Genomic DNA, 25587 nt, shown 5'->3' with positions numbered 1-25587 from the left:
GTTGTGACGGAGGGACCTACCATCCCGGATTTTGTATCAGTTTGCCCTGGCTCTTGTATATCTCTGAGCGTGGGATCGGGTAACGGTGCATAAAATCCTTGAACACCTTTTGGTAGTTGGTGGCCATCAGCACTTTGGTGTAAGTGAAGCTGCCGTTGGCGTTCTTCACCACGTTCATGGCGTATATTGGCTGAGCCACGATCTCTACACCTTTTTTCCAGCGCATGATGTCATACCAGCGGTGATCCTCAAAGGCCAGTTCCACGGCACGTTCGTTACGGATGCGGTCGCGCATTTGCGCCTGGGTAAGGCCTGAAGGCAGCGCAGGCATATTCACATCGCCACGGGCACGGATCTGGTTAATGGCCGCGTACACGCTGGCATCCGGACCAACAGCCTCATTTTGTGCCTCGGCGTAGTTCAGCAATATCTCGGCATACCTAAAGAACAGGAAGTTGATGTAGGTAGCACCCGCAACCTTGTTGATGTAGACCTCGGGCCACATTTTACGGCAGTAATAGCGGGTGGCCGTGTATATGATGTTGTTGGCATTGTAATCACGGCCGTAGGTGATCGCGCCTGTAGTTGCATTGGTTTGCGACCACATCTCGATCTTGCGCGATTGGTAAGTTTCATCGTTATAGATCACGTTCCAGGTCATGCGTGGATCGCGGTTGGCATATGGTTTTTGCGGATCATAGCCCGATGAAGGATCAGTAATGGCCCTGCCGTTGGTCATCTCGTACAGGTCAACGTGATTCTGTGTAGGATTCATTTGCCCGTTAGCGCCTGCCGAGCCTGGCGATTGCGCAAAGTCGATCACTTTTGGTTCTGTGTTGGGGCGGGTGGCCCGTACCTTCATCATAATGTACTCGGTAGATGAGGTGACGTTCAATATATCCTTATAGGTAGGCTGTAACATATACGAGCCCATATCCATCACCTCTTTAGCAGCAGCAGCGGCCGCGGCCCATTTCGCCACATCGTTGGTCTCGTTGTTAAGCGGACTTGCAGCGTATAGCAATACACGGGCTTTCAGTGCTTTAACAGCACCTACGGTAGCGCGGCCGTTCTCTGAAAGTGCCAGGTCCTCTACACGTGGCAACTGCTCCTGTGCCTTGGCCAGGTCGGCCAATATAAAGTTCACGCATTCGGTGTAGCTGGCACGGGGGAAGTCGATGTCATCATTTACCCCATAAGCTTTATCCATGATAGGCACGCCACCGAACCTCTTGATCAGTTCGAAATAGAAGAAGGCGCGCAAAAAGTGCATCTCCCCTTCTACCCTTTTGGCCTGGTCAGCGTTGGTCCATGGCACAGTGGTCATTTTAGAGAGCATCGTATTGGTAATGTTGATGCCATTATATTCACGGCTCCATATATCACGGATGTCGTTCAGCGAGGCCACCTTTTCTGAATGGTCATGGAACAGGCCCTGGTTCAGGTACAGTACCGATGGGTCGAGGTTACCGGTAACCGCCTCGTCAGATGCCTGTGAGGTGGTACCCCTATGGTCGTTGAAGCGCACGTAATCATCTACCAAAAAATTATAGGCATTGATGGCATATTGTGAGGCCAGTACCGGGCTGGCAAATACAGCATCTTCGGGCAGGGTAACGCCCGGCGTTCTGTCGAGGTAATCTTTTTGACAAGAGACCTGGGTCAAAAGGCCCATGGCCAATACAGCAGTGAATAGTTTATATGCTTTCATAACTGTTTAAAATTGAATGTTGACACCAAAGTTGAATACACGTGATGACGGGTACAGCGACTGTTTAGAGAAACTGGTGTTGGATAAGTTGACGTTCTCGGGGTCCACATACATCCTGAATTTGGTCCAGGTGTACAGATTTTGCCCGTTAGTGAATACCCGCACGTTAGCCAGTTTCATGGCCTTTACCCAGTTGGATGGTAGTGTCCATGACAGCTCGGCGTTACGGATCTTGAGGTAAGCAGCGTTCTGCAATACAAAATCATTCAACTGATAGTTAGGGTACGAGCTTGAACGCGAGTGTATGGCAGGCCAGGTGGCAGTGGCGGCGGTGGCCGGTGTCCAGCGGTCGAGCATGAACTCATACATTTGCTGACCGTTGTTCTGCTCAGACAGGAAGACATCGGAACTTACATTGGCCACACCCTGGAATAGTACCGATAAGGCGATATTGTTCCATGCTACACGAGGTGTAAAGCTATAGGTGTACTCCGGTATGCGCGAGTAGCCTATGGCCACACGGTCATCAGTATTGATCACACCATCACCGTTGTAGTCCACATATTTAAGATCGCCGGGGATGCTCTTATCAGTAAAGGTCACCTTGGCCGAGTTATCAATATCTTGTTGTGAGGTAAAGAAACCTGCGGTACGGTACCCGAAGAACTGCCCTACCCTGTGGCCTTGCAGCTTTTGGTAATCGGGCGAACCAACGGGCTCATCGGCGTTATCGATACGGTTGCGGGCGAATGATAATTGGGTGTTCAGCCCGAGAGTGAACTCACCAACCTTGTGCGTGTAATCCATCTCTACCTCGTAACCTTTATTGTATACCTTACCCACGTTCAACGATGGGTAAAGGTGACCGAAGGCCAGCAGGCCCGAACGGCGGTCGGTCAGGATGTCTGATCGTTTTTCATCAAAGAGGTCGACGTTGATCTTTAAGCGGTGGTTGAAGAACTCACTTTCGAAACCGATGTTACGTTTGATACCGGTCTCCCAGGTCACCTGATCGTTACCCAGGCCGTTGATGGCCGGGTTACCCGTGCCATTAGGCAACGTCACGATCTGCCCGTTGGTAGGCGCTGTCACCTGACCAAATTGCACACCATTGGTGGTCACCGCGTAATTGGTCAGGAACAGGAAGCGCTGATCTAACTGATCATTACCCACCTTACCCCAGCTACCGCGGATCTTGAGGAAGTCGAGCCATTGTACGTTCTGTAAGAACTTTTCTTTGGTGAGCGTCCAACCGGCAGAGATGGCTGGGAAGAAACCGTATTGACGGCCCTTGGCAAAATTCTCTGAACCGTTGTAGCCTGCATCAGCCTCGAAAAAGTATTTCTCGCGGAAGTTATAAGTGACACGGCCCAGTATACCTTGCGCAGCACGCGGTGGTATCGTGTACTGTGTAGTACCCTCACCCTTGATCAGCTGGCGGGTACCGAGTAACAGGCCGCTCACGTTATGATCATTGTTGAAAGTGCGATTGTAATTAAAACCGGTTTGAATGTTGGTGCGCTGTGTACCACCACTCTCTGATATCAATGTACTTAAAGGCTCATCACGCGGGCGATCGCTCGATAGCGTGATCTCGCCGGTTTGACGGTTGTAGGTGTAGGCAGCCCATACCGCGTTACGGCGGGTAGCGCTGGTGTAGTACGAGTCATAACCAAAGTTGGTGGTAAAGGTCAGGCCCTTGGTGATCTTATCCAGTTTCCAGTTCAGGTTAAAGGTACTTTCTACCGTGTTGTTGTCATCGTTACGAGTACCCCAACGGGTGATCACCGCTAAGGGGTTCCAAATGTTGGTACCCACCTCGGAGTTTTGCGCGATGCGGCCGTCAGGCAGCATGACCGGGTAAGCAAAAGATGGCGTTTGCAGGATACGGGATATCATACCCTCCAGGTTATCATACGAAAAGTTACCTGATGAAGCACGCAGACCAGCAGGCTGGTAACGCTGCTCCATACGGCCGCCCAGCTTTACGCTCACGGTCAGGCTTTTGCTCAGGTTGATATCGAGGTTACTCCTGAAGTTATAGCGATGATAGTTAGGCTGCGAGTTGATGCCGAACGGCGAATCGAACTTTTTGAAGATGCCGCTCTGACTCAAATAACCGGCCGATACGGCATAACGCACCACGTTGGTACCACCGCTGATGTTAACATTGTGCTGTGTTTGCGGGTACAGCTTACGGGTTAGGTATTCGAACCAGTTCACATCAGGGTAACCCAAGGGGTCTGACCCGTCCTTAAATTTTTGTAGTTCGGCATTTGTCCAGCGTGGGGCCAGGCCTTCGTTGCGCAAGCCTTCGTTCATCAAACGGGTATTGTCATACGCGTTCAGTGCCTTAGGTATGCCGGTGTAGGTTTGCAAGCTGAAGTTGCCGGTATAATTCACCTTAGGTTTGCCAATACGGCCTACTTTGGTGGTCACCACGATCACACCGTTGGCACCGCGTATACCGTATATAGCAGTAGAGGCCGCATCTTTCAGGATACTGATGTTCTCGATCTCGTTAGGGTCGATGTCGCCAAAGTTAGGGCGCTCGATACCATCCACCACCACGATCGCACCCGAGTTGTTATAGGTAGATTGACCGCGCACGTTCAGAACGGCACCGTCGGATCCCGGCTGACCGCTACGTTGTATGGCCGTAACACCGGTAACCCTACCTACTAAGCTGTTGGTAGTATTGGCCGTTGGCGATTGCAGGATCTCGCGACCGCTTACGGTACTTACCGCTGCCGTTAACGATGATTTCTTTTGTTGCTGGTTAAAGCCTAACACCACCACCTCGTTGAGGCCAGTGGCGTTATCGCCCATCACCACATCGATCACCGGTTTGCCGGCAACCGTTACTTCCTGGGTACCGAAGCCAATGTAGCTGAACACCAGCGTAGCATTATTGGCCACGCGAAGGCTGTACTTGCCTTTAGGGTCGGTAATGGTACCGGTTTGAGAGTCCTTCAGCCGTACGCTTACGCCGGGCAGGCCCTCCCCTTTTGAATCTTTAACGGTGCCGGTCACCGTTATGGTTTGCTGGGCGTATACGTTGATACCGCTACAAAGCAACAGAAGCAACACCAGGTTGCGAACCACGCTTTTGAACTGATCGGTATAGCCGCCAACAACAGACACTTTTAACTTGTAAAGTTGGTGCATGTATTGAGGTTTATGGGTTAATTGGTTCACTTTTGGGCGGGGCCATGCCACCGCAGATGATGCCTTGCTCAAGAAAAAAGCAAGCGATAAAGAGCTTGAGCTCTACGTCAGATAAAGTATTCTCATAAAGTACTAATTGGTTAATTGGTAGGGCAAATATGGGCGTATGGGGCGCCTAATGGGGGTGTCAAACGTCCTTAAATGGGGGTAATATCTTCCCTGATCGCAGCTGTAGGCCACAATTTGATCGGTGTCGTCAGTTTTGTAGGGAAAGATAATTAGTTGGTGGTGGTGGTAGCTGCCTTGCTTGCCACGTACTCTGAAGGTGAGAGGTCGAACTGTTTTTTGAACTCCTTGCTGAAGTACTTGCGATCGTTAAAGCCTACGGCAAAAGCCACCTCGGCGATACCCATATTTTGCTGATCAAGCAATTGAGCGGCCTGTTTAAGCCTGACCGATTTGATCAGATCAGCTACCGACATGTTGGTCAATACCTGCACCTTTTTATACAGCACGTTCTTGCTCATCCCGATCTGGTCCATCAAGCCGGTCACTCCGAACTCGGGGTCTTCCATATTCTTCTCGATGACGGCCATCAGCTTACGCAGGAACTTCTCATCGGGCGACAGAACATCGGCCGGGCGTTGAGGCTGCAACAATAACTCGCGGGCATACTTTTGGCGTAGCGCTTTTTTAGACGACAAAATATTGCTCACCTGCAACTGCAGCAGTTGTACACTGAAAGGTTTGGTTACGTACGCATCGGCGCCATGCTCATAACCGCTCAGTTGATGAATGTGGCCAGCGCGGGCCGTAAGCATAATGACGGGAATATGGTCGAGCCGTTCATCGGTCTTGATCATGCGGCATAGCTCGGTACCGTCCATCTCCGGCATCATCACATCGGTAACGATCAGATCAGGCATGTGCATCAACGCCTCAGCCAACCCGGCCGTTCCGTTAGCAGCGCCGATCACGCGATATTTTTCCTGCAAGGCCCCGATGATGAACTGCCTTACCTCATCGTTATCCTCTACCACCAGTATAGTGGATCCATTGGCATTTGAGGTTATGCTATGCTGTTGCTCAGCCAACCCATTCGCTTGAGAATGTATCTGGTAATGCGAGATCTCGTCGGCACCTATATGATGATCAACGATCCGACTGGCATCTAAGTGTGCTTTGCCTTGTTTCAAGGTCACGGTAAAGGTGGTCATGCCCTCAACACCGGCCTCGGCCAACTTACTGTCCACCGATATAGAGCCACCATGCAGCTCAACGATGTTGCGGGACAAGGCCAGGCCGATACCCGTACCGATCGGTGAGCCCTGCGGATCATCCACCTGAAAGAAATCCTTGAACAGGTCTTTCTGGCTGTGTTCAGGAATACCCTTGCCATTATCGGTCACTGTTACTACAACCTCTCCCGCTGCTTGCGCGATGGTCAGCGTGATGCGCCCACCATTAGGCGTGAACTTAAATGCATTAGAAAGCAGATTAAAGAACACTTTTTCCAGCTGATCTTTATCAAAATACAGAAAAACCTGATCGGCGAATGACTGGAAAGTGTAGTCTATATTCTTGCTTACCGCCAAGTCTTGGAATGACAGATAGATCTCCTTTGCAAGAGACACCAGGTCGCTCTCCGCATAATATAATTTCAAGTGCCCTTCTTCTGCCTTGCGCAGGTCAAGCAATTCGGTCACTAAACGCATCAAGCGGTCGGCATTGTTGCGCACGGTGCCTAACTGTTTGAACACGGGCGCATTCTCACGCGTGGCCTCCATCAGTCTCTCCAACGGACCAATGATTAGCGTGAGCGGCGTGCGTATCTCGTGGGATATATTGGTAAAAAAGTTCAGCTTTGAACGGTAAAGCTCTTCCTGTCGTTCGTTGTGCAAGTGCTCGTGATACAGGTCGCGCTCTAAACGGGCACGGCTCCTGAAGAATCGGATCACCACGTAAAGTATGACCATGAATAAGATCACATACAACGCGTAAGCCCACCAGGTGCGCCACAAAGGAGGCAGCACAACAATATGTAATTTGGTAGGCGTACTATTCCAAACACCATTGTTGTTAGCGGCCTTGACCTCGAACACATAATCACCCTCGGGCAGGTCGGTGTAACTGGCCGAATGCTGGTGCCCAACGTAATGCCAGCTATCGCCATCGCTCGAGCCTTTCAGCCGGTAGGCATATTGGTTGTTCGACGGGTCATTGTAATTCAATGCAGCAAGATCGAGTGTAAAATATCCCTGATCATATTTCAATTTCAGTTCTTGTGCTCCGGTAATGGATCTTTTAAGCGGCGAACCTTCTCCATTCACCACCACCGGCTTGTTCCTGATCGACAGGCCAGTGATCACCACCGGCGGCTTGTAAGTGTTTTTCAACAATCTTCCAGGATGAAATATGGTAAGGCCGTTGATGCCGCCGAATAACAGCTCGCCGTTTTGCGACAGGATGCCCGAGTTGCTCAGGAACTGGTTACTGGCCAAACCATCATTCGAAGAAAAGCGGGTGATGCGTGTGTTGCTGGCCGTAAATGGGAACTGATCATTCAGCAACCTGATACGGAAGAGACCATCATCGGTGCTGGTCCAGATATTGCCCTCGCGATCAGCAACGGTGGTATGGATCACTTCGTCAGTGATGCCTAAACGGGCATCAATAGCGTAAAAATGTCTGGTACGGGCATCATAGCAATTCAGTCCGCCGCCTTCGGTACCCACCCATAGCCTGCCCTTGGGATCATAGAACAGGTTGGTGACGGTGCCGTGGGTGAGCGAAAATTCGCCCTTGTGTTTATAGCAGGCCGTGATCTGTTTTTTGGAACGGTCGTAATGGTTCAGTCCGTTCTGCGTACCGATCCAAACATTGCCTTGGGCATCATGGATAAGCGAGGTGATGAAGTTATCGCTTACCGTACGGGGATTACTGGCATCATGCTTCATGGTCACGAAAGAGCCATCGGGTTTGAGGAATTGTAGACCTCCCCCGTTGGTACCGGCCCATACGCCATCCACCTCGGGCAGTACGCAGTTCACCAGGCTCTCAGTAAGTTTGCCCTCGTGCGTTGGAAATTTATAGTAAGTGGCCGCTTTGGTGACTTTATTGAACCGGCATAGCCCCTCGAAGGTGCCGATCCATAAGTTGCCCTTATGATCATCGGCAATACACTTTACACCGTTGCTGGAATTGCCCTGCCTGATGTTCTTGACCGAGTAATACTCATGTTTGTTGGTGCGCCGGTCGATCAGGTTCACGCCGCCGCCGTAAGTTCCGATCCAAAGGTTGCGTTGCTCGTACTCTAACACCGCGTTCACCACCGGATGGTTCAAGCCCAGCTCAGCGCCTACGCGCTCACCTATATTGGTAAAGTTATTATTGGCCGGGTAATGGATGTTGATACCACCCGCAAAGGTGCCGATCCATACGCCCCCCGCCTTATCCTGCAAAAAGCTCCAGATGGTATTATCGGTTAGGCTATGCTCGTTCACCAGATCATGGGTATAGTTGGCGAACCGCTGATGCTCCTGATCAAATATACTGAGTCCCTGCCGGGTACCTATCCATACGGTATTGTCGTTTCGTACCAGTATGCTTTTGATCCAGTCGGACCGTAACGAGTTCCCATCGCCATCGACATGTCTGTAATGCATACACTTGTCGCTGGCAGGGTCATACCTGAAAACGCCGGATGTCTCAGTGCCGAACCACAAACACCCCTTGCGGTCCTGACGTATCACCAACACCTTGGCATTCATGAGTTGCTGATCCTGTGCTACGCCGTTGGGCAAGGTCAAAAGCTTTTTGGTTCGTGGGTCAAATCGCTTGACGCCTTTGCGCAAACCGATCCATATCGCTTTCAAACGGTCCTGATATAGGGTGAAGGTTATGCCGTTGGCCACCTCATCGTTGCCGGGGCTTTTTAATGAAGGGAGGTCGGTCAGTTGGAGATGGGCGGTGTCCACTTGCTTCACACCGCCAAATGTGGCCACCCACAGGTTATGATCCGCATCCTGGATCACTGATGAAGCAAAGTTACGGCCGCCCTTGATGTTGAGGATACCGACGTGCCTAAAGGTCTCGGCTGCAGTATCGTACCGGTTCAGGCCGTTTGACGTAGCCACCCAAAGGTATCGGTTAACGTCCTGACAAATGCTGTTGACACGGTTATTGCTTAAAGTCAGACTGTCGCCATCCTGGTGTTTGAAACGACGAAAGCCGTAGCCGTCATAGCGGGTCAATCCTTTCCAGTTCCCGATCCATACGAAGCCTTGCTGATCCTGGAAAATGGTAGAGATAGGGCTTTGCGCCAAGCCTTCCCTGAACGACAAATGATCGAACTTGAGAGCCGACGTTTGCGCCACCGCACGAGAAAAGTTGAACAGGTATAATAAGATAAGCCCAGCCCACCAATATCGTTGTTTCCGTACTAACACTAAAGGGTATATAATTGATCCGTTGCGTAAAGTTACAACTATTGCTGCAGGATCAAGTTGCGGTAGAGTTCTTTTAGGAAAAGCTCAACAAAGAGGGCATCTGATCAACAGATCGATTTAAGATGTATCCCAGGGCTTTGCAATGAAGCATATCGGAACTTTCAGGAAACCTCAAACACCTTACCTGATACCTGCTGCATATCGGTGTTTGTATACTCGCATCAAACGTTCCAATTCGGCTTTGCTGATGGCCAGTTCGGTAACATCGATCTCAGCCATACCTCCTGGATGCTTGAAGATCAATAAATATCGTATGGTATTGCGCCCTCTATTGATGCGACGCACCTGTTGATCATGAACAAGATCCCAATGAAGCGGCCCTGTAAGTTGGGTTACCAATGCTGTGTTGCTCATGATGATCACTGGACGGGTAGTGAATATGCGCTCAATAGATCTGAACATCATGTATAACGGCGCAATGGTCAGCAAAGCCCCTACCAACTTTAAGCTCGTAGGGGAATCATTTTTAAATGCCAAAAACAAGATCGCTATCCCGGTGACCACCAGCGCTGCGCCCAAAAGGAAGTTAACGACCATGTGGAATTTGGAATAACGGATCTCAGAGACCGCAGGCACGTCGGGATCATCTCTAAAGATCTCCGGTACAGTGAACCGGTCTTGCAAATCGCGCCACCGTTGTCGCTCGCTGGCCGTTTGCAACTGTAGCTTGTCCATTACCGATCCGTAAACCGGGCAAAGGTTAGCCTCAGTTGCCATGATCTTTAGTTCGTGCACATTATCCACATGACCAAATGCCCACAGCTTCCACTGCGTGGTTCGCTTGCTCCAAAACCAATATGGAAGCCAAAAGAACAGCAGACCAACGGCTACAGCCACCCCCCCCATGATCGCCCACACCTTGACATTTTCTGGCGGACCCTGTGTAACAGCGATAAAGATGAGCGCTAACACAAAGAGGAAAAAGAAGAGCCCAGCAACCAATAAGATGCGCGGCAATAGCAGCATCTGGCGGCCTTTCGTAATAGCCTCGTTAACTGAGATCGATTCGGTACCCGGATAAGTGCTCATAGGTCAGTCACCTTTTAAACAGCACAGATCAAAAAGTGTTCAGCATCTGCTTTTAGACATGACCGGGTCAATGTGGAGAGTGATCACTTCTTGGTACCCTGAACACCTTCAGTGGTCATGTGTACTCTCTTCATCGTCCCGTCGCGGTTATAATATAAACGGTCGATACATACTGAGCGGCTGAAGCTGTTACCATCGCGCTCAATGCCACCGTTATGGTAGACAAAGTACCACTGGCTCTTAAACTCAATTATGGCGTGATGATTGGAGCCGCAGTTACCCGCCAACTCGTTCAAGATGCCTTTATATTGATAAGGCCCATCGATCTTTTTTGCCATCGCATATGCCGTCTTCTCTGGCAGACCGGACGCATATGACAGGTAATAATTGCCTTTATATTGATGTATCCATGGTGCTTCTTCGAATTTAATGCCCTGAAAGTCGATCTTGTTCACCTTGCCGTCTATCTCGATCATGTTGCTTTTCAACTTAGCATAGTAGCAAACACCATTACCCCAAAACAGCCAGGCCTGACCGTCGGCATCTATCATCACCGATGGGTCTATACAGGTCCAGTAATGCTTAGATGCAAAGCAATCGGCATTGGTAAGGAGCGGCTTACCGATGGCATCTTTATATGGCCCTTGCGGACGATCGGCTACGGCAACTCCGATACCCGAACCATCGGTGCTGATATACCAGTAATATTTGCCGTTGCGGCTGATCGCCTGAGAGGCATATGCTTTGCCGGTATGGTCCCAGCTAAAGTCAGTTATCTTGAGTGGGGTCGGGTATTCGGTCCAGTTTTGCAGATCAGTGGTCGAGAACACGCACCAGTCCTTCATCTTATAGCCTGACTGCCCGCCGGCCTGATCATGTCCTGTAAAAAGCCAAAGTGTGTCGCCTACTACCAGTGCGGCCGGGTCGGCCGTGAACTTGTGCTTGATCACCGGATTACCTGTCGACTTGAAATGAAACAGAGGCTCGTTATCAGTTTGTGCAAAGGATACTTTAGATGAACACAGGCAAACGACCGTCAGCGAGCAGATCCAAACAAGACAAAGGAAGCGATATTTCATAGGAGTTTATTTATTGATGTTAGTATCCAATAGTTCAGCGGGCACGCCAGCCCATTTTTCAGCAAGCTTTTTAGCTTCCTTCCGGGTGATGCTGATCACCGTACCATGACGGGGGTTAAAGTTCTTGGTGAAAGATTCGGGCACCTGGGTGAAGTTGAAAAGGTCATTACTTCGCTGAAACTCATATCGTAAATTGCCGTACAGATCGTACATCAATATGTAGGTGTTAGCGTTGTTGAGCTTGAAAACGCCCGAGCCTTCTACCGATACGTGCTTATCTGAGTATGCATCAAGGTATTTGAACTGCTCTACCCACGGGCCTTTTAAGGTTTTACCGATGGCTTGCTGTATGCCATTCTTCACCTCTTTGCCATTCGCGTCCTTCGTGTTGCCTTTGTAAAAGAAGTGGTAAAGGCCATCCTTATAAATAATGTCGCCATCAATGGCACCATACTTAGCTTTGAACATTAGTTGGGGTTCACTCTCAAAGTCGGTAAAATCTTCGTTTGCATAGGCGCAGTAAAAGTCGAGCGCGGGGTCATTCTTAAGTTTCACCGTAAAGTATACCAGATATTTACCGGCATCAGGATCATAGATAGTTTGCGGCGCCCATACCCATTGCACATTAGGGAATTTTTGCGGATAGCTGCTTTGCAGATCAATGACACCATGCGACCAACTGATCAGATCCTTTGACCGAAGCATTACTATACCTGGGTTATGGCCCCAGCCGTCCTTGATGGTGAACATATCGGTGGCCACCATGTAGAACGACCTGTTGTCTTCTCCGCGCAAAATGTGCGGATCGCGTATGCCCCCCGTGGCCGATATCTGTGCCGATGGAATGACCGGCTGGTTATTGTTCAAGGCCATCCAATGCACCGCATCGGCACTGGCGCCAAAACGCAGTTGCTCCTGCGACTCATTTGGTCCCGAACCTTCAAAATACGCGAAAAGATAACCATCGAACTTTGGCTCTTCACGCGCTATGGTGACGGGAAAAGTACGTGTGCGCCGTTCTGACCCGGCCGTTACCGTGGCGGTCATTTTGACCTTGACCCGACCGCCTGATAAGGGTGCGCGCCTGAGCAATTTGCCCTGATCGCTCACGTAAGAGGCATTGCTGGAACGCCAGGTGATCTTAGAGCCGTTGGCGCCGACCGTATCTAACGGCAGATCCCAATGAAGGTTTTGCGTGTATCCTGTTGGTATGACCAACGCTTGGACGTCCTGATCGACCTTTGATCGATCACTTACCGGCTGCGAGCGGGTCGTGGTGTTCATGAAAAGGGCGGCTAGTGCCGCCCATAAGAATTTGTCGTATCTCATTGTTGATCGAATGTAGCTTAGGCCATACTCTCCATTTCAGTAGCTGGCGTGCGTTCACTTATTTTTTTGAAAGCGTGACCCCGTCATGAGTAGGCACCACCTGCTTGATGCTGCCATCCTTGTTGAATTCGAGCTTGTCGATGCATACCTCGCGGTTGTAGCCGGCGTCATCGCCCATGTTGATCCCGTTAGGGTACTCGAACCGGTGATAAACGATGTACCACTGATCTTTGCCGGGGATCTGCAATATCGAGTTATGCCCGGTGCCGTAGATACCGGCCGTAGTGTCCTTTTGAATAACGATGTTATTCTCTGGTATCGTCAGCGGCCCTATTGGCGATGGTGCAGTGGCATAGCGCACCCGGTAGTTAGGGCTGCGGGTATCATCTTCAGACCACATGAAATAATAAGTGCCTTTACGGTAGAACACGTAAGTACCTTCCCTAAAAGTACGGTCAGGTTTCAGCAAAGTGGTGGTCTCTGGTTTGATAGACACCATGTCGTCACCCAATTCGGCCACGGCCATAAAGCCGTTCCCCCAATACAGGTAGCTTTTGCCGGTCTTCGGATCAGTGAAAACATCGGGGTCGATATTTTGTCCGCCCCGTACACCGGCGGGTAGCTGGGCGATCAGTGGCTTGCCCAAATCAGTAAAAGGCCCGGTAGGCGAATCGGCCACCGCCACACCTATCTTTTGCGCTGCGGTGAAGTAGTAGAAATATTTGTACTTGCCGTTGACCTTCTTTTCCTCGATGCATGGCGCCCATGCATTACGGTCGGCCCATTGCACATCCTTACCTAATTCCAGTATCTTACCTTCGTCCTTCCAATTGTGCAGATCGGTGGATGAAAAGGTCTTAAAATATTTACCGCTCCACCCCTTGAAACCGTCGCTGGTGGGGTAGATGTAATATTTTTTGGTCAGATGGGAGTACATAACGTCAGGGTCGGCATAGTGGCCTTCCAGTACAGGGTTACCCTTCTTTACCGATTGAGCGTAAGACAGTTGACCGCTGAACGGCAAACTCAAACAAAACAGAGCTGTGATATATTTTTGCATATTTTAAATCTACGAACTTAAACCAAAGACCAGCAAATAAAGCTCTGCGGCCTGGCATACCTGGCCACAGAGCTTTACCGGCCCGGAACGTCACCGCTTCAACTCCACCGTTCGGCTAAAAATGAGGTCGCGTACGCCCTGCGTTTTTACGCCCACACGTGCGAATAGTAGTCCGGTCTTGGCCAAACTCACCTTTTCTGCCGATGTTAGCGTTTTCAGATCTACGGTGATGCGGTTGCTTCCCGGTTGCAGCGTAGTGTAGCCACGCTCAACGATCCTTGAAACATTATCTACTATGGCAGTATTACCAAAGTACACCACTACCCTTTCGAGCCCCGCGGTGGACACTACCTTGTTAAGGTCAAAGGTGGCCGTGTACACCGAGTCGGTATAAGTACTGGCGTAGTTGCTGATCCAGAAGTACGGCGTCACATTAAAGGTCACGCCTTCTTTTTTAGAACTCAGGTTGAATCTAACAGTGTCATTATTAGGCACCCAAGGGCCACGGCCCGGCGTTATTCGCAAATAGTAATCGCCATCAAAAGTGTTGATGGTGAATGTACCATCCTCACGGGCGAACATCTTGATAAAGCCGGGATTCCAGGTACCCGGACCGGTCTGGGTGAGCTGCAGCATATTATCATCCTCGGTAGCGGTACCTAATATTTGTACAGGCTGGCCATTGTAAAGAAAGCGACCCGACACCACCGATGATGGGTACTGGCGGTTATCGATCTCTTTACTGCAACCTGCAAAGCTCAGGGCTATGGCAAGTGTCACCAAAAGGCCAATTATATTTTGAATTAAATTCTTCATTTGGTATAATATCTAATGGTTTACTGAAGCGGATTGATCACCAGTTTTGGATTGTTTGTGATCCAAGAGTTATCGATCGTTCCGTAATAATTGGTCAAAGGGAAATACAATGGTGTGGTGGCACGCTTGTATGATATTTGTTTGATGAACGCCCACTTACCATTATTGGCATCGCCTGGGCTCACCACCTTGTACGGATATAACGAGTAGATCTGTGCGGTCGGGTTGTTCAAGGTGCCGTTCCATAGCGTATGGGCTAACCTCCAGCGTTTCAGATCCCAAAATCGGTGATCTTCAAAAGCGAATTCTACACGGTATTCGTTCACGATCTTGGCAAAGGTGAGCGTACCCGCGGTGAGTGGCTGCACGTTACCACGGCTGCGTACCGTATTGATGTATTGCACGGCAGCGGTGATACGGTCGCCCAACTCAAAGCCCGCCTCCGCTGCGATAAGATAAGCCTCCGATATACGGAACTTAGGCATCCACATCTCACTGAATCTTGGGTTTAGGCCGGCATTAGCGGTCTCATCCAAAAATTTGCGTACCAGGAAACCTGTCTTATTCACATAGTTGTCAGAGTTAGAGATCGGGCCATTGACCGAGGTGATCAATTCGCCAGAAGCATCTTTAGTACCCACTGCTCCGGCTTTGATCACATACGAACTTCCGCTACGATTAAGTTGACCGGCCTGTAAGCTAACTGCTACGTTGCGGTAAGGTGCGTTTGGCCAGATCACGGTTCCCCACAGGCGAGCATCTTTCACGGTGAACGGGTCTTCGACACTGTTATAGAACACGTAGCTACCATCGGCATTGGTGGTCTTGATGGCTGGGTCGGAGCCATCTTTGTTCTCGAAGGCTTCTACCAGATTCAACACTGCTCCTAAGCCGTTACCTTCGCTATAATCACGTTGTGAGTATGGCATCACAAAATTGGTGAATTGGGTCACCTGGTTGGGTGCAAGCCGATCAAAGGCCCATATCACCTCAGTATTGCCTGCCTTAACGCTGGTAGCGCGATAAAATGCCAGGCCAGGGTTCGAGGCATCTTTTTGCAGCACATAAGGACTTTGGTTGATCACGCGCTCGGCGGTCTCGAAAGCTAATCTATAGAAGTTAGCGGCACTATCGGCAGGTATGCCAGCCTCTCCGCCTGCTGTACGCACCGATGGTGTGATAGAGCTGCCATACTTAGCTGTAGAAGCTGCATATACCGCCGCACGGGCTTTCAGCATCAGCGCTGCCCAGCGATTTGCCACCGCCCCATTGGTGGTCTTGTTGGCCGACAAGTTGGTCGCAGCTGCCTCACACTGGTTAATAATGTACCGGTAAGTAGCAGCCTCTGTAGCACGTGGTATCTGCATCTTAGGGATGTCGCTCTCTGATTGGTAATCGAATATTTCATCGCCCACCAAAGGCATTCCGCCCAGCGAACGCACCATACAGAAGTAATACCAGGCCCTCAAGAAACGACATTGCGCTTCCATATCCAACCGATCCGACTCCAACAGGACGGTCTTTGCCGAGCTCGAATTGATACCCTTCAAGAACTGGTTCATCCGCCTTACCAGGCCGTAGTCATACACACGGTAGAAATCGCGTGGTATCTGCCGTTCGTTGTCGGTCGTGGTGGCAGGGCCATACATGATGCTTGCCTCGTCAAGCAGGTGATAGGAACCATAGTCACCATTTTGCTGACCGTAATTCACAGATATATAAAAGTTGGCCAATACCGATAGCATCAATGCTCTATCGCTAAAAACATTGGTCTCGAGCAGGGTATTGGTAGGGTTAGCATCCAGGTTAGTTTTTACGCATCCTGATAACACGACCGCTGTATACATGAACAGGGCCGCAACTAATATTTTGTTCTTCATGATCGTTACATTAAAATTTGACCTGTACACCGGCAGTGTAAACTCTTGGGTTAGGGTATGAAATACCTGCATTGGACACGATCTCTGGATCAAGGCCCCCCGGCATGTTCGATACCGTAAGCACGTTCTGTCCGGCAACGTATATCCTGAAGTTTGAGAATTTTATCTTTTTGAGTACTGATGTCGGAAGCGAATAGCCCAGCTCTATGTTGCGCAGCTTAACGTAGTTCACGTTGGTTTGCCAAAAACTGTTAGGCCAATGCGTGTTCATCCAATTATTCACACCTTTGGTGAGCAGCGGGTACTTGCCCACACTGATCCCACTGTTCTTGTTCCAGATGTCATTATACCACGAGGAATTATCAGCCAGATATTGTGACACGTTAGCAACCGGGTCGAAATAACGCATGTAGCTCTGCTGCTCATAGGTAGAGCCTGTTGATCCCACCAGATCGGCCCTAAAGTCTATCCCATTCCAGTTGGCGCCAAAGTTGAACGCAAAGTTGACCCACGGTGTACCGCTGTTCACGCGGTAAGTAACGTTCTTCATGTCCAGGTCGGTGATAAATCCGTCATTGTTGGTATCGGCGTAGATGTAGTCGCCCGGGCGTATGGTGGTGTTACCCCTGTGATCCTGGTCGATCGGGTGGCGGGCTATCTCATCCCAGGTTTTGAATTGCCCTACAGCCACTAATTGGAAACTTCCATCGCGATAGCGGCCTTCCACATTGCTGAGGTCGCGATATTGTGAGTAGGCGTTTGACCAGCTTGGATTATAGCGTTCGCCGGTGATCCATCTTGATGAGGTCAGGTTACCCCCTACCCAATAATTCACCTTGCCTACATTATCTCTCCAGTTCAGTGAAAAGTCGATACCCCGGGTGTGGTCACCATTCAAGTTCTCGGCCGGTAGCGAGAAGCCTGCCTCGTTTGGGATACGGATATTGTTACGGGTACCCAATTCACCGGTTTGATGACGGTCGAACCAGTCGAAACCACCACTCAACCTGTTGTTCAACACCGTAATGTTAACACCAAAGTCCATGGTATATACTCTGCCCCAAGAGATGTTACTGGTAGCAAGGCCTGTAACACGGCTTGATATCACCTCAGCACCGTTCAGTATGGCCGAGCCCTGGTTATAGTTGTAACCGGTGATGTATGACAGTGCCGTACCCAACTCTTTACCTAACACCCCGTACGAACCTCTGATCTTGAAGTCGTTAATGTTATTGGATAGGAAGCTGCTGTTCTTCCAGAAATCCTCCTGCGATACACGATACGCCAAAGACCCTGACGGGAAGAAGCCGAAGCGTTTGCCCGGAGCGTAAAAGAAGGTACCATCATAGCGACCCGAGAATTGGGCGATGTATTTGCCATCGTAGTCGTAATCAAGACGGCCGATATAGCCTAATCTGCTTTGGGTAAAGCTGATATCATCGGTAATGGCTGTTAATGAACTGGTAGACAAGTAGGCGATGCCGTTGGCGGTTGGGCTACCCAGAACATAAAGGCGTGGATATTTGGCCTTTCGCATCTCGGCACCAGCCACCACATCAAAATTGTGCTTGTTAAAGCTGCGCTTGTATTCCAGCTGTAAGTTGGTCGATAGTTCTTCGCTGTTCTGGAAGTTCCTCTCCACATAGCGGCCACTGCCTTGATAGGCAATGTTATATGACTGCTTGGCTTGGTCAAAAGCATATAATACCGGTGCTTTCTCTAACAGGTCAGATACCGAATTGCGGAACCAGTAACTCGCCAACCCGCGCGCCTTAAGGCCTTTCAATATCTCGAACTCCACGTTGCCATTCAGCTGCACTACCCTGTTCTCCAATTGATACTTCCCCGAGGTATTGTAGCCTATCCACCCATAGCTGAACTGCGGATCGGCCGGGCTTGAGATGAGTGGGAACTGCTTGTTATCGTTATAGTAAGGCTTACGGGTAGGCAGGTTGCGGAAAGCGGTTTGCTCGGCAAAACCATAGTCGTCGCCGGGTAAGCCTGGCTGCTCGGTATGTTCAAGCCTGGCGATCACCCCCACACCTACTTTTAAGCGTTTGCTGATGTTGGAGTTGATGTTAGCCTGAAAGTTGGTACGCCTGAAGCCTTCAAAGTCACGTAGCGAGCCTTTTTGTACCAGGTGCCCTGCGCTTACGTAGTAATCCATGTTCTCGGAACCACCTGAGAAGCCGAAGCTGTTGTAATATTGAGGAGCTGTACGCCATATGTATTTGTACCAATCGAATGAGGTATGTTCATCATCAACCTTGTTCACCCATTTATCGTATTCGGCACGGGTGATGGTACGTTGGTTATCCGGAACATCATTATAGGTCTCATCCTGGATCAATGCACGCAAGTAGGTCACGGCATCGGCAGGCTTGTTATATCCTGATGGCGTTTGTATACCAAAATAATTTTGGTAGGTGACCGTAGGCTTAGTATTGCGCTTACCTATTTTGGTGGTGATCACGATAACCCCATTAGCGCCTTGCATACCATAAATAGATGCAGAGGCATCCTTCAGTACCGAAATACTTTCGACATCGTTGAAATCCATTTGCGAAAAGTTGGAATAATCACGAATGGTACCATCGATAACGATGAGTGGTGTACCGAAGTTCCGGATCTGGATGGCCGGCTCACTGCCTGGCCTACCGGTGGTTTGCCTGAAATTGATACCCGGCACCTTGCCCACCAAGGCACCCGGCGCAGTGGCCGTGCGGGCATGCGATAATTCCTCGCCGCTTACCGTAGATATCGCTCCTGATAGCGTAGCTCTTTTTTGGGATAGGCCGTATCCCACCACCACGATCTCGTCCAGGCTACCCGTCTTGGCATCTAATGTGATCACCATGGGTGCGGGGCGGCTGGCTTTAAGTTCCCTGGTCTGATACCCCACAAAGCTGATCACCAAAGTAGTGGTATCTGTGACCCGGAGTGAGAACCGACCTGACTCGTCGGTCTGTGTAGAAACTGAGCCGGCCTTAGCCCGCACCGTCGCCCCAACGATCGGTTCGTTCGACTTGCTGTCGGTCACCCGGCCAATGATCGGGTTGGTTTGGGCATTGGTTCGCAGGTAAAACAGCAAACATAATAAAATGGCAAGTGCCGGTGCTCTTAGCCACTTTTGGAATGTAAAGTTCTGCATAGTTTATTATTTGGTTATTGGTTAAAAATTTGGCAAAGCGGTCCCATTCGCCTTTTTAGGGCGTTGATCGTATTAACAAATAGGCATAGATCGCTCATTACAGCCAACGCTTAACTAGCTTAGCTGCATAGGTGTTATTTGGTGACACTAACGTTTTTAGCGTCGCTCAAATAGGTTGGTCAACATGGTTGATTATCTATGAATAGACAGCTCATGTCAGCTTTGAACTGACACATCACCATTAATTGGTCTATAGGTCATTAAACACAGCTGGCATGAAACCCATGTATGCCAGCTATGCTATTTATCATTTTACCACAATTCGCTTTCTATAGCTGCACGGTCAATGGGTCACCTTTATAGCTCACAACTTTTGTGGCCACGTTAGGCTCCATACCTACGTTAACACCGGGCCTTACTACACACACTTTAAATTTGCGTGAGGTCAGCATCCCCGGGAATTTGCCTTTGCGAGCCGATAGGGTCAGCTTTTTTTGCTGATCGTTCCATTTGATATCAATAGTGCTATAGATACCTTTTTCGTAGTTATAATTGTCCTTCTCATCCTCATACAAGGTAAATGTGCCGTTAGCACCGGGATAAATTCGCAGCTCCAGATCTTCCCAGTTCTTCTCGTTGGTGTACTGCACCTTTGGTCCCCAGGGCACGATGGAACCGGCCTTTACATACAACGGGATTATATCCTTTGGCACTGCCCTGTCGATCGTTTGCCCGCCTTGGTGTTTTTCACCGGTCCACATATCCCACCATTGTGTACCCGCAGGAAGGTAAACCGGCCAGTTGGTCACCTCTGGTTTGGTCACTGGCGAAACCATGATCGAACGACCGAACATATACTGACCACCCAGGTCGTGGGTCTTTGGATCAGCGATAAAGTCCATGATCAGCGGACGCATGAACGTGCCATCATTATGCGACACATCCCACGATGTGCTATACGTGTATGGGAGCAAACGGTAACGCAGGTTGATCATTTTTTCCTGACCATCAAAGCACCAATCGCCACGGCTGCCAAAGTTGAATATCTCACGAGCCACATCAGTACCGTGCGATCGCATCATGGGGCAAAAGGTGCCAAATTGCATCCAGCGCAGGTAAAGCTCCTGGTATTTAGGGTTCTTGTTGCCGCCCTCCTTGTTCCAACGGCCAGCAAAGAAACCACCGATATCACTGTTCCAGTTGGGTATACCCATCAAGGTATAGTTGAGCGCAGCAGGTATCTGCTTTTGCAGCATATCCCAGGTAGATGCCACGTCGCCGCTCCAGGTGTTTGAGCCGTAACGCTGCTGGCCTACAAAACCTGAGCGGGTAAGCAATACAACACGCTTGTTTTGGTTAAATCCCTTTTGGTGCGTGGCTATGCCACCATTATGCATGAGCGAAAAAGCGTTCTTGACGCTACGATAAGAACCCAGATGCGTTGGCACATCAAAGTCAGACTCCTTTACATTAATGTGGTCGGGCTCAGTTGAATCGAGCCACCAGCCATCGTTATCAATGTAACTGAATATGCGGCTGTTCAAATATTTCCAATAGATATTCAATGCCTCAGGGTTGAACACATCATATGGCTTAGCGCCGCTCTTAGGAGGCCAGGTATCAAAGTTGAGTATCATTTTTTTAGCCTCCAACTCCTTACGCTGATCTGTCTTAGGCCCGAAACCCGGCCAGGTCACGATCATGAGTTTAGCGTTTAGCTTATGGATCGCGTCAACCCATTTTTTAGGTTCCGGAAACCGTGCCGGGTCAAAACGCTGAGAGTTCCAGGCGCTATCCGTGCCGTTAAATTCTGGCCAATAGCGCCAGTCCTGTATCAGTACGTCGATAGGCACCTGCAGTTCGCGATACTTTTTGATCACCTTAAGCCCCTCTTCTTGAGTGTTGTAACGCTCCTTGCTTTGGAAGAACCCGTACGCCCATAACGGCAGCATTGGTGCTTTACCGGTAAGGTCACGCACCTCTTTGATCACGCCATCTGCGTTCTTCCCGTACATGAAATAATAGTCGGCGCAATGGCCCAGACTTTGAAACGATAGGTCGCCGGGCTTATCGACAAATTCAGATATCGAATAATTATCCCAATACACGCCATACCCCTTGGCCGACATAAAGTACGGCGAATAGGTGAAGGTATTCTCGTTCTTCATGAGGTAGGTAGAATTACGCCTGTTGAACTTATCGTCCATTACCTGCCCAACACCATAGATCGGCTCTACTTTATCCAGTACGAAATAGCCTTTTACAGTGTAGGAGGATGTGCCGGCATCGTCCTTTGGAGTAAAGGTGGTGATGCTGTCCTTTAATAATCGTTTTCCTGCAAGGTCATAAAAGACTAAGCTTCCGCTGGTGCGGTCAACTACCACTTTCAAGGCCGCTGAACGTAACACCAGGTCGTTGCCGTTATTGATCTGTGATACCTTCACACTTTCGGGGGTCTTGATCACCACCAGGCTTTTTTTCTGGTAAGGCTTGCCTACAGGTGTTTTGAATACTCTAACGATCGAGGGCGAATAGAACTGTACCGCCACCTCTGTGTCGTTCACTTTCACCTGAGCTACCGACGGGCTTTTGACCACTCCCTGCGCTAAGGCCGTTGAAACAGTAAGCCAAAAAACAAGTGCACTCACTGATCTCTTTTTCATCATAATTGGTTCGTTTTGGTAGAGCAAATGTATGCTCAACACCCGCACGGCGTTATCAATTATGTTGAAACTTTTAACAAATTAGTTGAAATTTGATCAATTAGAGAGGTTTTGCGAACGTTTTAACGATGCAACATAGTTGGATGGCGTCATACCGAACTCCTCCTGAAAACACTTGGTCAAATAGCTCGACGTATTGAAGCCTACCTTGTCAGCCACCTCCGCAACGCTTGATCCTTCTTCTAAAAGTTGCGCTGCCCGTTTGAGCCTGACCGACCTGATAAAGGTGGTAGGCGTTTTACCAATAATGTGCACCAGCTTACGATACAGACCTGTACGATCCATACCCATGTCTTTACTTAACGACTCCACTGTGTAGGCCGGATCATCCATATTGGTTTGTACGAAGGCCAATGCACGCTGCAGCAGCTTTTCATCTGCAGCGGTAAGCAAAGTCTCATTGTCCACTTCCTTACTGCTTTTTTCCTCGGCATGCTGCTTACGTTCCTGCTGGGTGTCCAGCAATTTGCGCATGTTGAGAAGGAGCACATCCATGTTCAGCTCGTTCTCATCAGCCTCGACAGGCGATAGCACCCCTTTAGATAGCTGTCCAACCAGATCTTGCAGATCACGAGCGTTGTTTTGTATCTCCTTCAGGCGTAGCTTCAGCCTACCCTCCTCCGTTTGCTTTAAAATGGTATCCAGCGGCTCTATGATATGGGCCAACGGCTCCCTGATCTCGGCGTTCACATTTTTAAAGAACGCGGTCTTCATTTCATCCAGCTTCTCTTTTTGTTCCAGCACCAGCTTAGCGCGCTTTTTACCAAGATAGTACCAGATGCCGGCAGTGATGGCGCCTATAACGATCACGACATATAACACATAAGCCAACCCCGTTCTCCAGAACGGCGCTTTAACGATGACCTTGACCTCCGCGTAATTGTCCTGCCAGTTGTTGCTATTGTCAGACGCCCTCACCCTGAACGTATAAGTGCCTGGCTGAATGTCGGTGTAATTAAAGCGGCCGTTACCATCTGTAGATCTGAGCTCTTGTTCTTGTTGGTCCACACCGATCAGCTGGTAGCGATAATAGGTTTGCTGCGGATTGACGTAATTCAAGGCAGAGAACTCAAGGCTGAAGAAGTCCTGGTCGTGCTCCAAAGTGATCTCTTGTGTGCGTAGTAACGCGTCTTTCAAGATCACGTTACCCTCATAATCCACACCACGCTCCACCTCTTTATTGAAGAGATAGAAGCTCACGAACAGCGGCTTATTCTTCAATTTCGGTGCAGGGGCACGCCCGACCGGCAAGATGTTGAATCCATCCGTACCACCCCAATAGATGTTTCCCGAAGCGTCCAGGTATACTGAACGATCCCAAAATTCATTGGCGATCACACCATCCAACCGGTTAAAGCCAGAGAACAGGTAACGCTTATGGCCATCGGCATCCGTCACGGTGCGGATCTGGGTAAGGCCGCCCGAGGTTGACACCCAAAGCGAACCATCGGCCACCTGTATGATCGACTGGATGTAATTATTGATCAGTCCGTCTGTGGTATAAAAGGACCTCAGCCTTTTCATTGAACTATCCCACAGTTGCAAACCATCCTGCGAACCCAGCCAGATATGCTTATCACGTTCGACCAGTATGGCGTTGTAGTCTTTGTTATCGGCCTTGAACCTGAGCTTTTTGGTTTGCGTATCATAAATGAAAAAGCCACCCGGACAAATGCCAGCTAAAAGCCGTTGGCCAATAAAGGCCGTTTGGAATATATCGTGGAGGCCTTCGCCCTTGCTGGCTTCGATGCGGCTATATTTACCGTTGGCCGTGTTGAAGATACCAAAGCCGTCACCATTGGTGCTTAGCACTAAGGTAGTATCTGTGTGATAAGTTATGGAATGAACCTGCCATGGTGACGAAGGATAGCGATGCAACGCACGACGTGCATCCATGTATATAAGTCCATCCCTCTCGGTGCCTATCCAGACACCTCCTTTTTTGTCAGGCATCAACGACAAACAAACCGATCCGTTGCCCGCTTGCAACCTTTCCATGGCCCCGGTGACACTATTGTATAGATATAGACCTTGTAAGGTACCGACCAGCACATGCTGACCATCTACCTGCGCAAATCCCGACACATTGATCGTGGCGCCTGGGTCTATTTGGAATAGCGTTTTGCCTACATTTTTAAATTTGAAGCGATCAGGGTGATAGTAAAGCAACCCACGGTTAATTGTACCTAACCACATGCCACCCTGATCATCATGAAAAATAGTGCTCACCTCGGTAGTGATCACCTGCCCGTCTACCAGCCGTAGTTGCGGAATGAACTCTCGGTCACCAAGCGTTCTGTCGATCTTCCACATCCCCTCGGCACCGCTCACCCAAATACCTCCATTCTGCTCGACCGATAGGTAATTCAACCATTTTTGGGCCTGCATCACAGTATTCCATTTCCGCTTGGCAAGATCATAACTCAGCATGGTACCACCGCCCACGCCGTTGCGCAGTTGATAAAGCTGATGCTCGGCCGGTATCACAAATGAGGTTTGAGCATACTTTTCGCGTTGTTCATCGGTCAGCGACTGCTGTCGATACACCTCTTTGCCCGTACGAAGATCAAAGCAGATCATTATACCTGAGCGGTAAAAGAGGAAAAGCTTGTTATCCAACACCGCAACATCATACACCTGATCATCTTTCCCGGCCAATGAGGTGATCTTTTTATGAAAAAGTTGTGGCCGGTCCTTGCCCTCGGGCAGCAAATAAAGGTCGTCATTATCACTCACTAGCCACAACCGGTGTGCTATATCCATAAATATGTCACTGATAGAAAAAGTGACACCCATCGAGCGAAGCACCTGTTGAGGAGATGGCGCAAAACGTTCGTGCTTTACATCAATGATGAACAACTGGTGATAGTTCTTGAGCCACATATAACCGTTAGCTCCCATGTATACATGATGAAAACCTTTATACCCCGAAAGCTTTACGCTATTATTCTCGTTGTAGTGAAGATATTCGAATCTGGCCCCATCATATATATTGATAAGCCCTTGGGTAATGATGGCCATCCTCCCGTCGGGTAATTGGGCAATGTTCCTGACCTGGTTACCCGAAAGACCGCTGTTAACATCAATGGGCGTGAACGCATATTTGGGCGCGGCTAGCACAGCAGAACAGTAA

12 protein-coding genes are annotated in these 25587 nt (G+C 49.6%); all 12 read right to left on the bottom strand.

All coding sequences use genetic code 11. The annotated features are described in order from the left end of the window. Window positions 1-16: 16 nt before the first annotated feature. The 12 genes from LLH06_RS07480 to LLH06_RS07425 all read right to left on the bottom strand — a co-directional run bounded on the left by LLH06_RS07480 (window position 17) and on the right by LLH06_RS07425 (window position 25574). The gene (locus LLH06_RS07480; protein ID WP_228172648.1) at window positions 17-1711 is read right to left on the bottom strand and encodes a RagB/SusD family nutrient uptake outer membrane protein; all 1695 of its coding nucleotides are present in this window, start codon (window positions 1709-1711) and stop codon (window positions 17-19) included. A 6-nt stretch (window positions 1712-1717) separates the two neighbouring features. Continuing rightward, entirely contained in the window at window positions 1718-4879 is a 3162-nt protein-coding gene (locus LLH06_RS07475) for a SusC/RagA family TonB-linked outer membrane protein (protein ID WP_228172647.1), read from the bottom strand. A 278-nt stretch (window positions 4880-5157) separates the two neighbouring features. Further along, complete coding sequence (locus LLH06_RS07470) at window positions 5158-9327, bottom strand: two-component regulator propeller domain-containing protein (protein ID WP_228172646.1); 4170 nt, start codon at window positions 9325-9327, stop codon at window positions 5158-5160. A gap of 180 nt (window positions 9328-9507) precedes the next feature. Beyond that, window positions 9508-10416, bottom strand: a complete 909-nt coding sequence (locus LLH06_RS07465) for a hypothetical protein (protein WP_228172645.1) — start codon at window positions 10414-10416, stop codon at window positions 9508-9510. Window positions 10417-10499: 83 nt separating this feature from the next. Continuing rightward, on the bottom strand, window positions 10500-11495 hold the full coding sequence (locus tag LLH06_RS07460; RefSeq protein ID WP_228172644.1) for a glycoside hydrolase family 43 protein: 996 nt from the start codon (window positions 11493-11495) through the stop codon (window positions 10500-10502). 6 nt (window positions 11496-11501) lie between these two features. Continuing rightward, the gene (locus LLH06_RS07455; protein WP_228172643.1) at window positions 11502-12824 is read right to left on the bottom strand and encodes a glycoside hydrolase family 43 protein; all 1323 of its coding nucleotides are present in this window, start codon (window positions 12822-12824) and stop codon (window positions 11502-11504) included. Window positions 12825-12882: 58 nt separating this feature from the next. Continuing rightward, on the bottom strand, window positions 12883-13884 hold the full coding sequence (locus LLH06_RS07450) for a family 43 glycosylhydrolase (RefSeq protein ID WP_228172642.1): 1002 nt from the start codon (window positions 13882-13884) through the stop codon (window positions 12883-12885). A gap of 90 nt (window positions 13885-13974) precedes the next feature. Beyond that, the gene (locus LLH06_RS07445; protein ID WP_228172641.1) at window positions 13975-14700 is read right to left on the bottom strand and encodes a DUF3823 domain-containing protein; all 726 of its coding nucleotides are present in this window, start codon (window positions 14698-14700) and stop codon (window positions 13975-13977) included. Window positions 14701-14720: 20 nt separating this feature from the next. Continuing rightward, window positions 14721-16580, bottom strand: coding sequence for a RagB/SusD family nutrient uptake outer membrane protein (locus LLH06_RS07440; RefSeq protein WP_228172640.1), 1860 nt, complete (start codon window positions 16578-16580; stop codon window positions 14721-14723). A 10-nt stretch (window positions 16581-16590) separates the two neighbouring features. Beyond that, window positions 16591-19731 carry a SusC/RagA family TonB-linked outer membrane protein gene (locus tag LLH06_RS07435; RefSeq protein WP_228172639.1) on the bottom strand — a complete coding sequence of 1047 codons (3141 nt, stop codon included), beginning with the start codon at window positions 19729-19731 and terminating at the stop codon, window positions 16591-16593. A 329-nt stretch (window positions 19732-20060) separates the two neighbouring features. Beyond that, window positions 20061-22397 carry a glycoside hydrolase family 31 protein gene (locus LLH06_RS07430; RefSeq protein WP_228172638.1) on the bottom strand — a complete coding sequence of 779 codons (2337 nt, stop codon included), beginning with the start codon at window positions 22395-22397 and terminating at the stop codon, window positions 20061-20063. Between the two features lie 93 nt (window positions 22398-22490). Further along, on the bottom strand, window positions 22491-25574 hold the full coding sequence (locus LLH06_RS07425; RefSeq protein WP_228172637.1) for a helix-turn-helix domain-containing protein: 3084 nt from the start codon (window positions 25572-25574) through the stop codon (window positions 22491-22493). Window positions 25575-25587: the final 13 nt, after the last annotated feature.

This window comes from Mucilaginibacter daejeonensis, from assembly GCF_020783335.1.
GTDB lineage: Bacteria > Bacteroidota > Bacteroidia > Sphingobacteriales > Sphingobacteriaceae > Mucilaginibacter > Mucilaginibacter daejeonensis.
Note: the sequence above shows the minus strand (reverse complement) of the source record. Positions and strands in the feature narration are given on the sequence as shown.

Bases quoted from the DNA above. Each gene is read 5' to 3' on its own strand.
- LLH06_RS07480 (WP_228172648.1), bottom strand. From the start codon at position 1,711: ATGAAAGCATATAAACTATTCACTGCTGTATTGGCCATGGGCCTTTTG.
- LLH06_RS07475 (WP_228172647.1), bottom strand. From the start codon at position 4,879: ATGCACCAACTTTACAAGTTAAAAGTGTCTGTTGTTGGCGGCTATACC.
- LLH06_RS07465 (WP_228172645.1), bottom strand. From the start codon at position 10,416: ATGAGCACTTATCCGGGTACCGAATCGATCTCAGTTAACGAGGCTATT.
- LLH06_RS07460 (WP_228172644.1), bottom strand. From the start codon at position 11,495: ATGAAATATCGCTTCCTTTGTCTTGTTTGGATCTGCTCGCTGACGGTC.
- LLH06_RS07455 (WP_228172643.1), bottom strand. From the start codon at position 12,824: ATGAGATACGACAAATTCTTATGGGCGGCACTAGCCGCCCTTTTCATG.
- LLH06_RS07450 (WP_228172642.1), bottom strand. From the start codon at position 13,884: ATGCAAAAATATATCACAGCTCTGTTTTGTTTGAGTTTGCCGTTCAGC.
- LLH06_RS07445 (WP_228172641.1), bottom strand. From the start codon at position 14,700: ATGAAGAATTTAATTCAAAATATAATTGGCCTTTTGGTGACACTTGCC.
- LLH06_RS07440 (WP_228172640.1), bottom strand. From the start codon at position 16,580: ATGAAGAACAAAATATTAGTTGCGGCCCTGTTCATGTATACAGCGGTC.
- LLH06_RS07435 (WP_228172639.1), bottom strand. From the start codon at position 19,731: ATGCAGAACTTTACATTCCAAAAGTGGCTAAGAGCACCGGCACTTGCC.
- LLH06_RS07430 (WP_228172638.1), bottom strand. From the start codon at position 22,397: ATGATGAAAAAGAGATCAGTGAGTGCACTTGTTTTTTGGCTTACTGTT.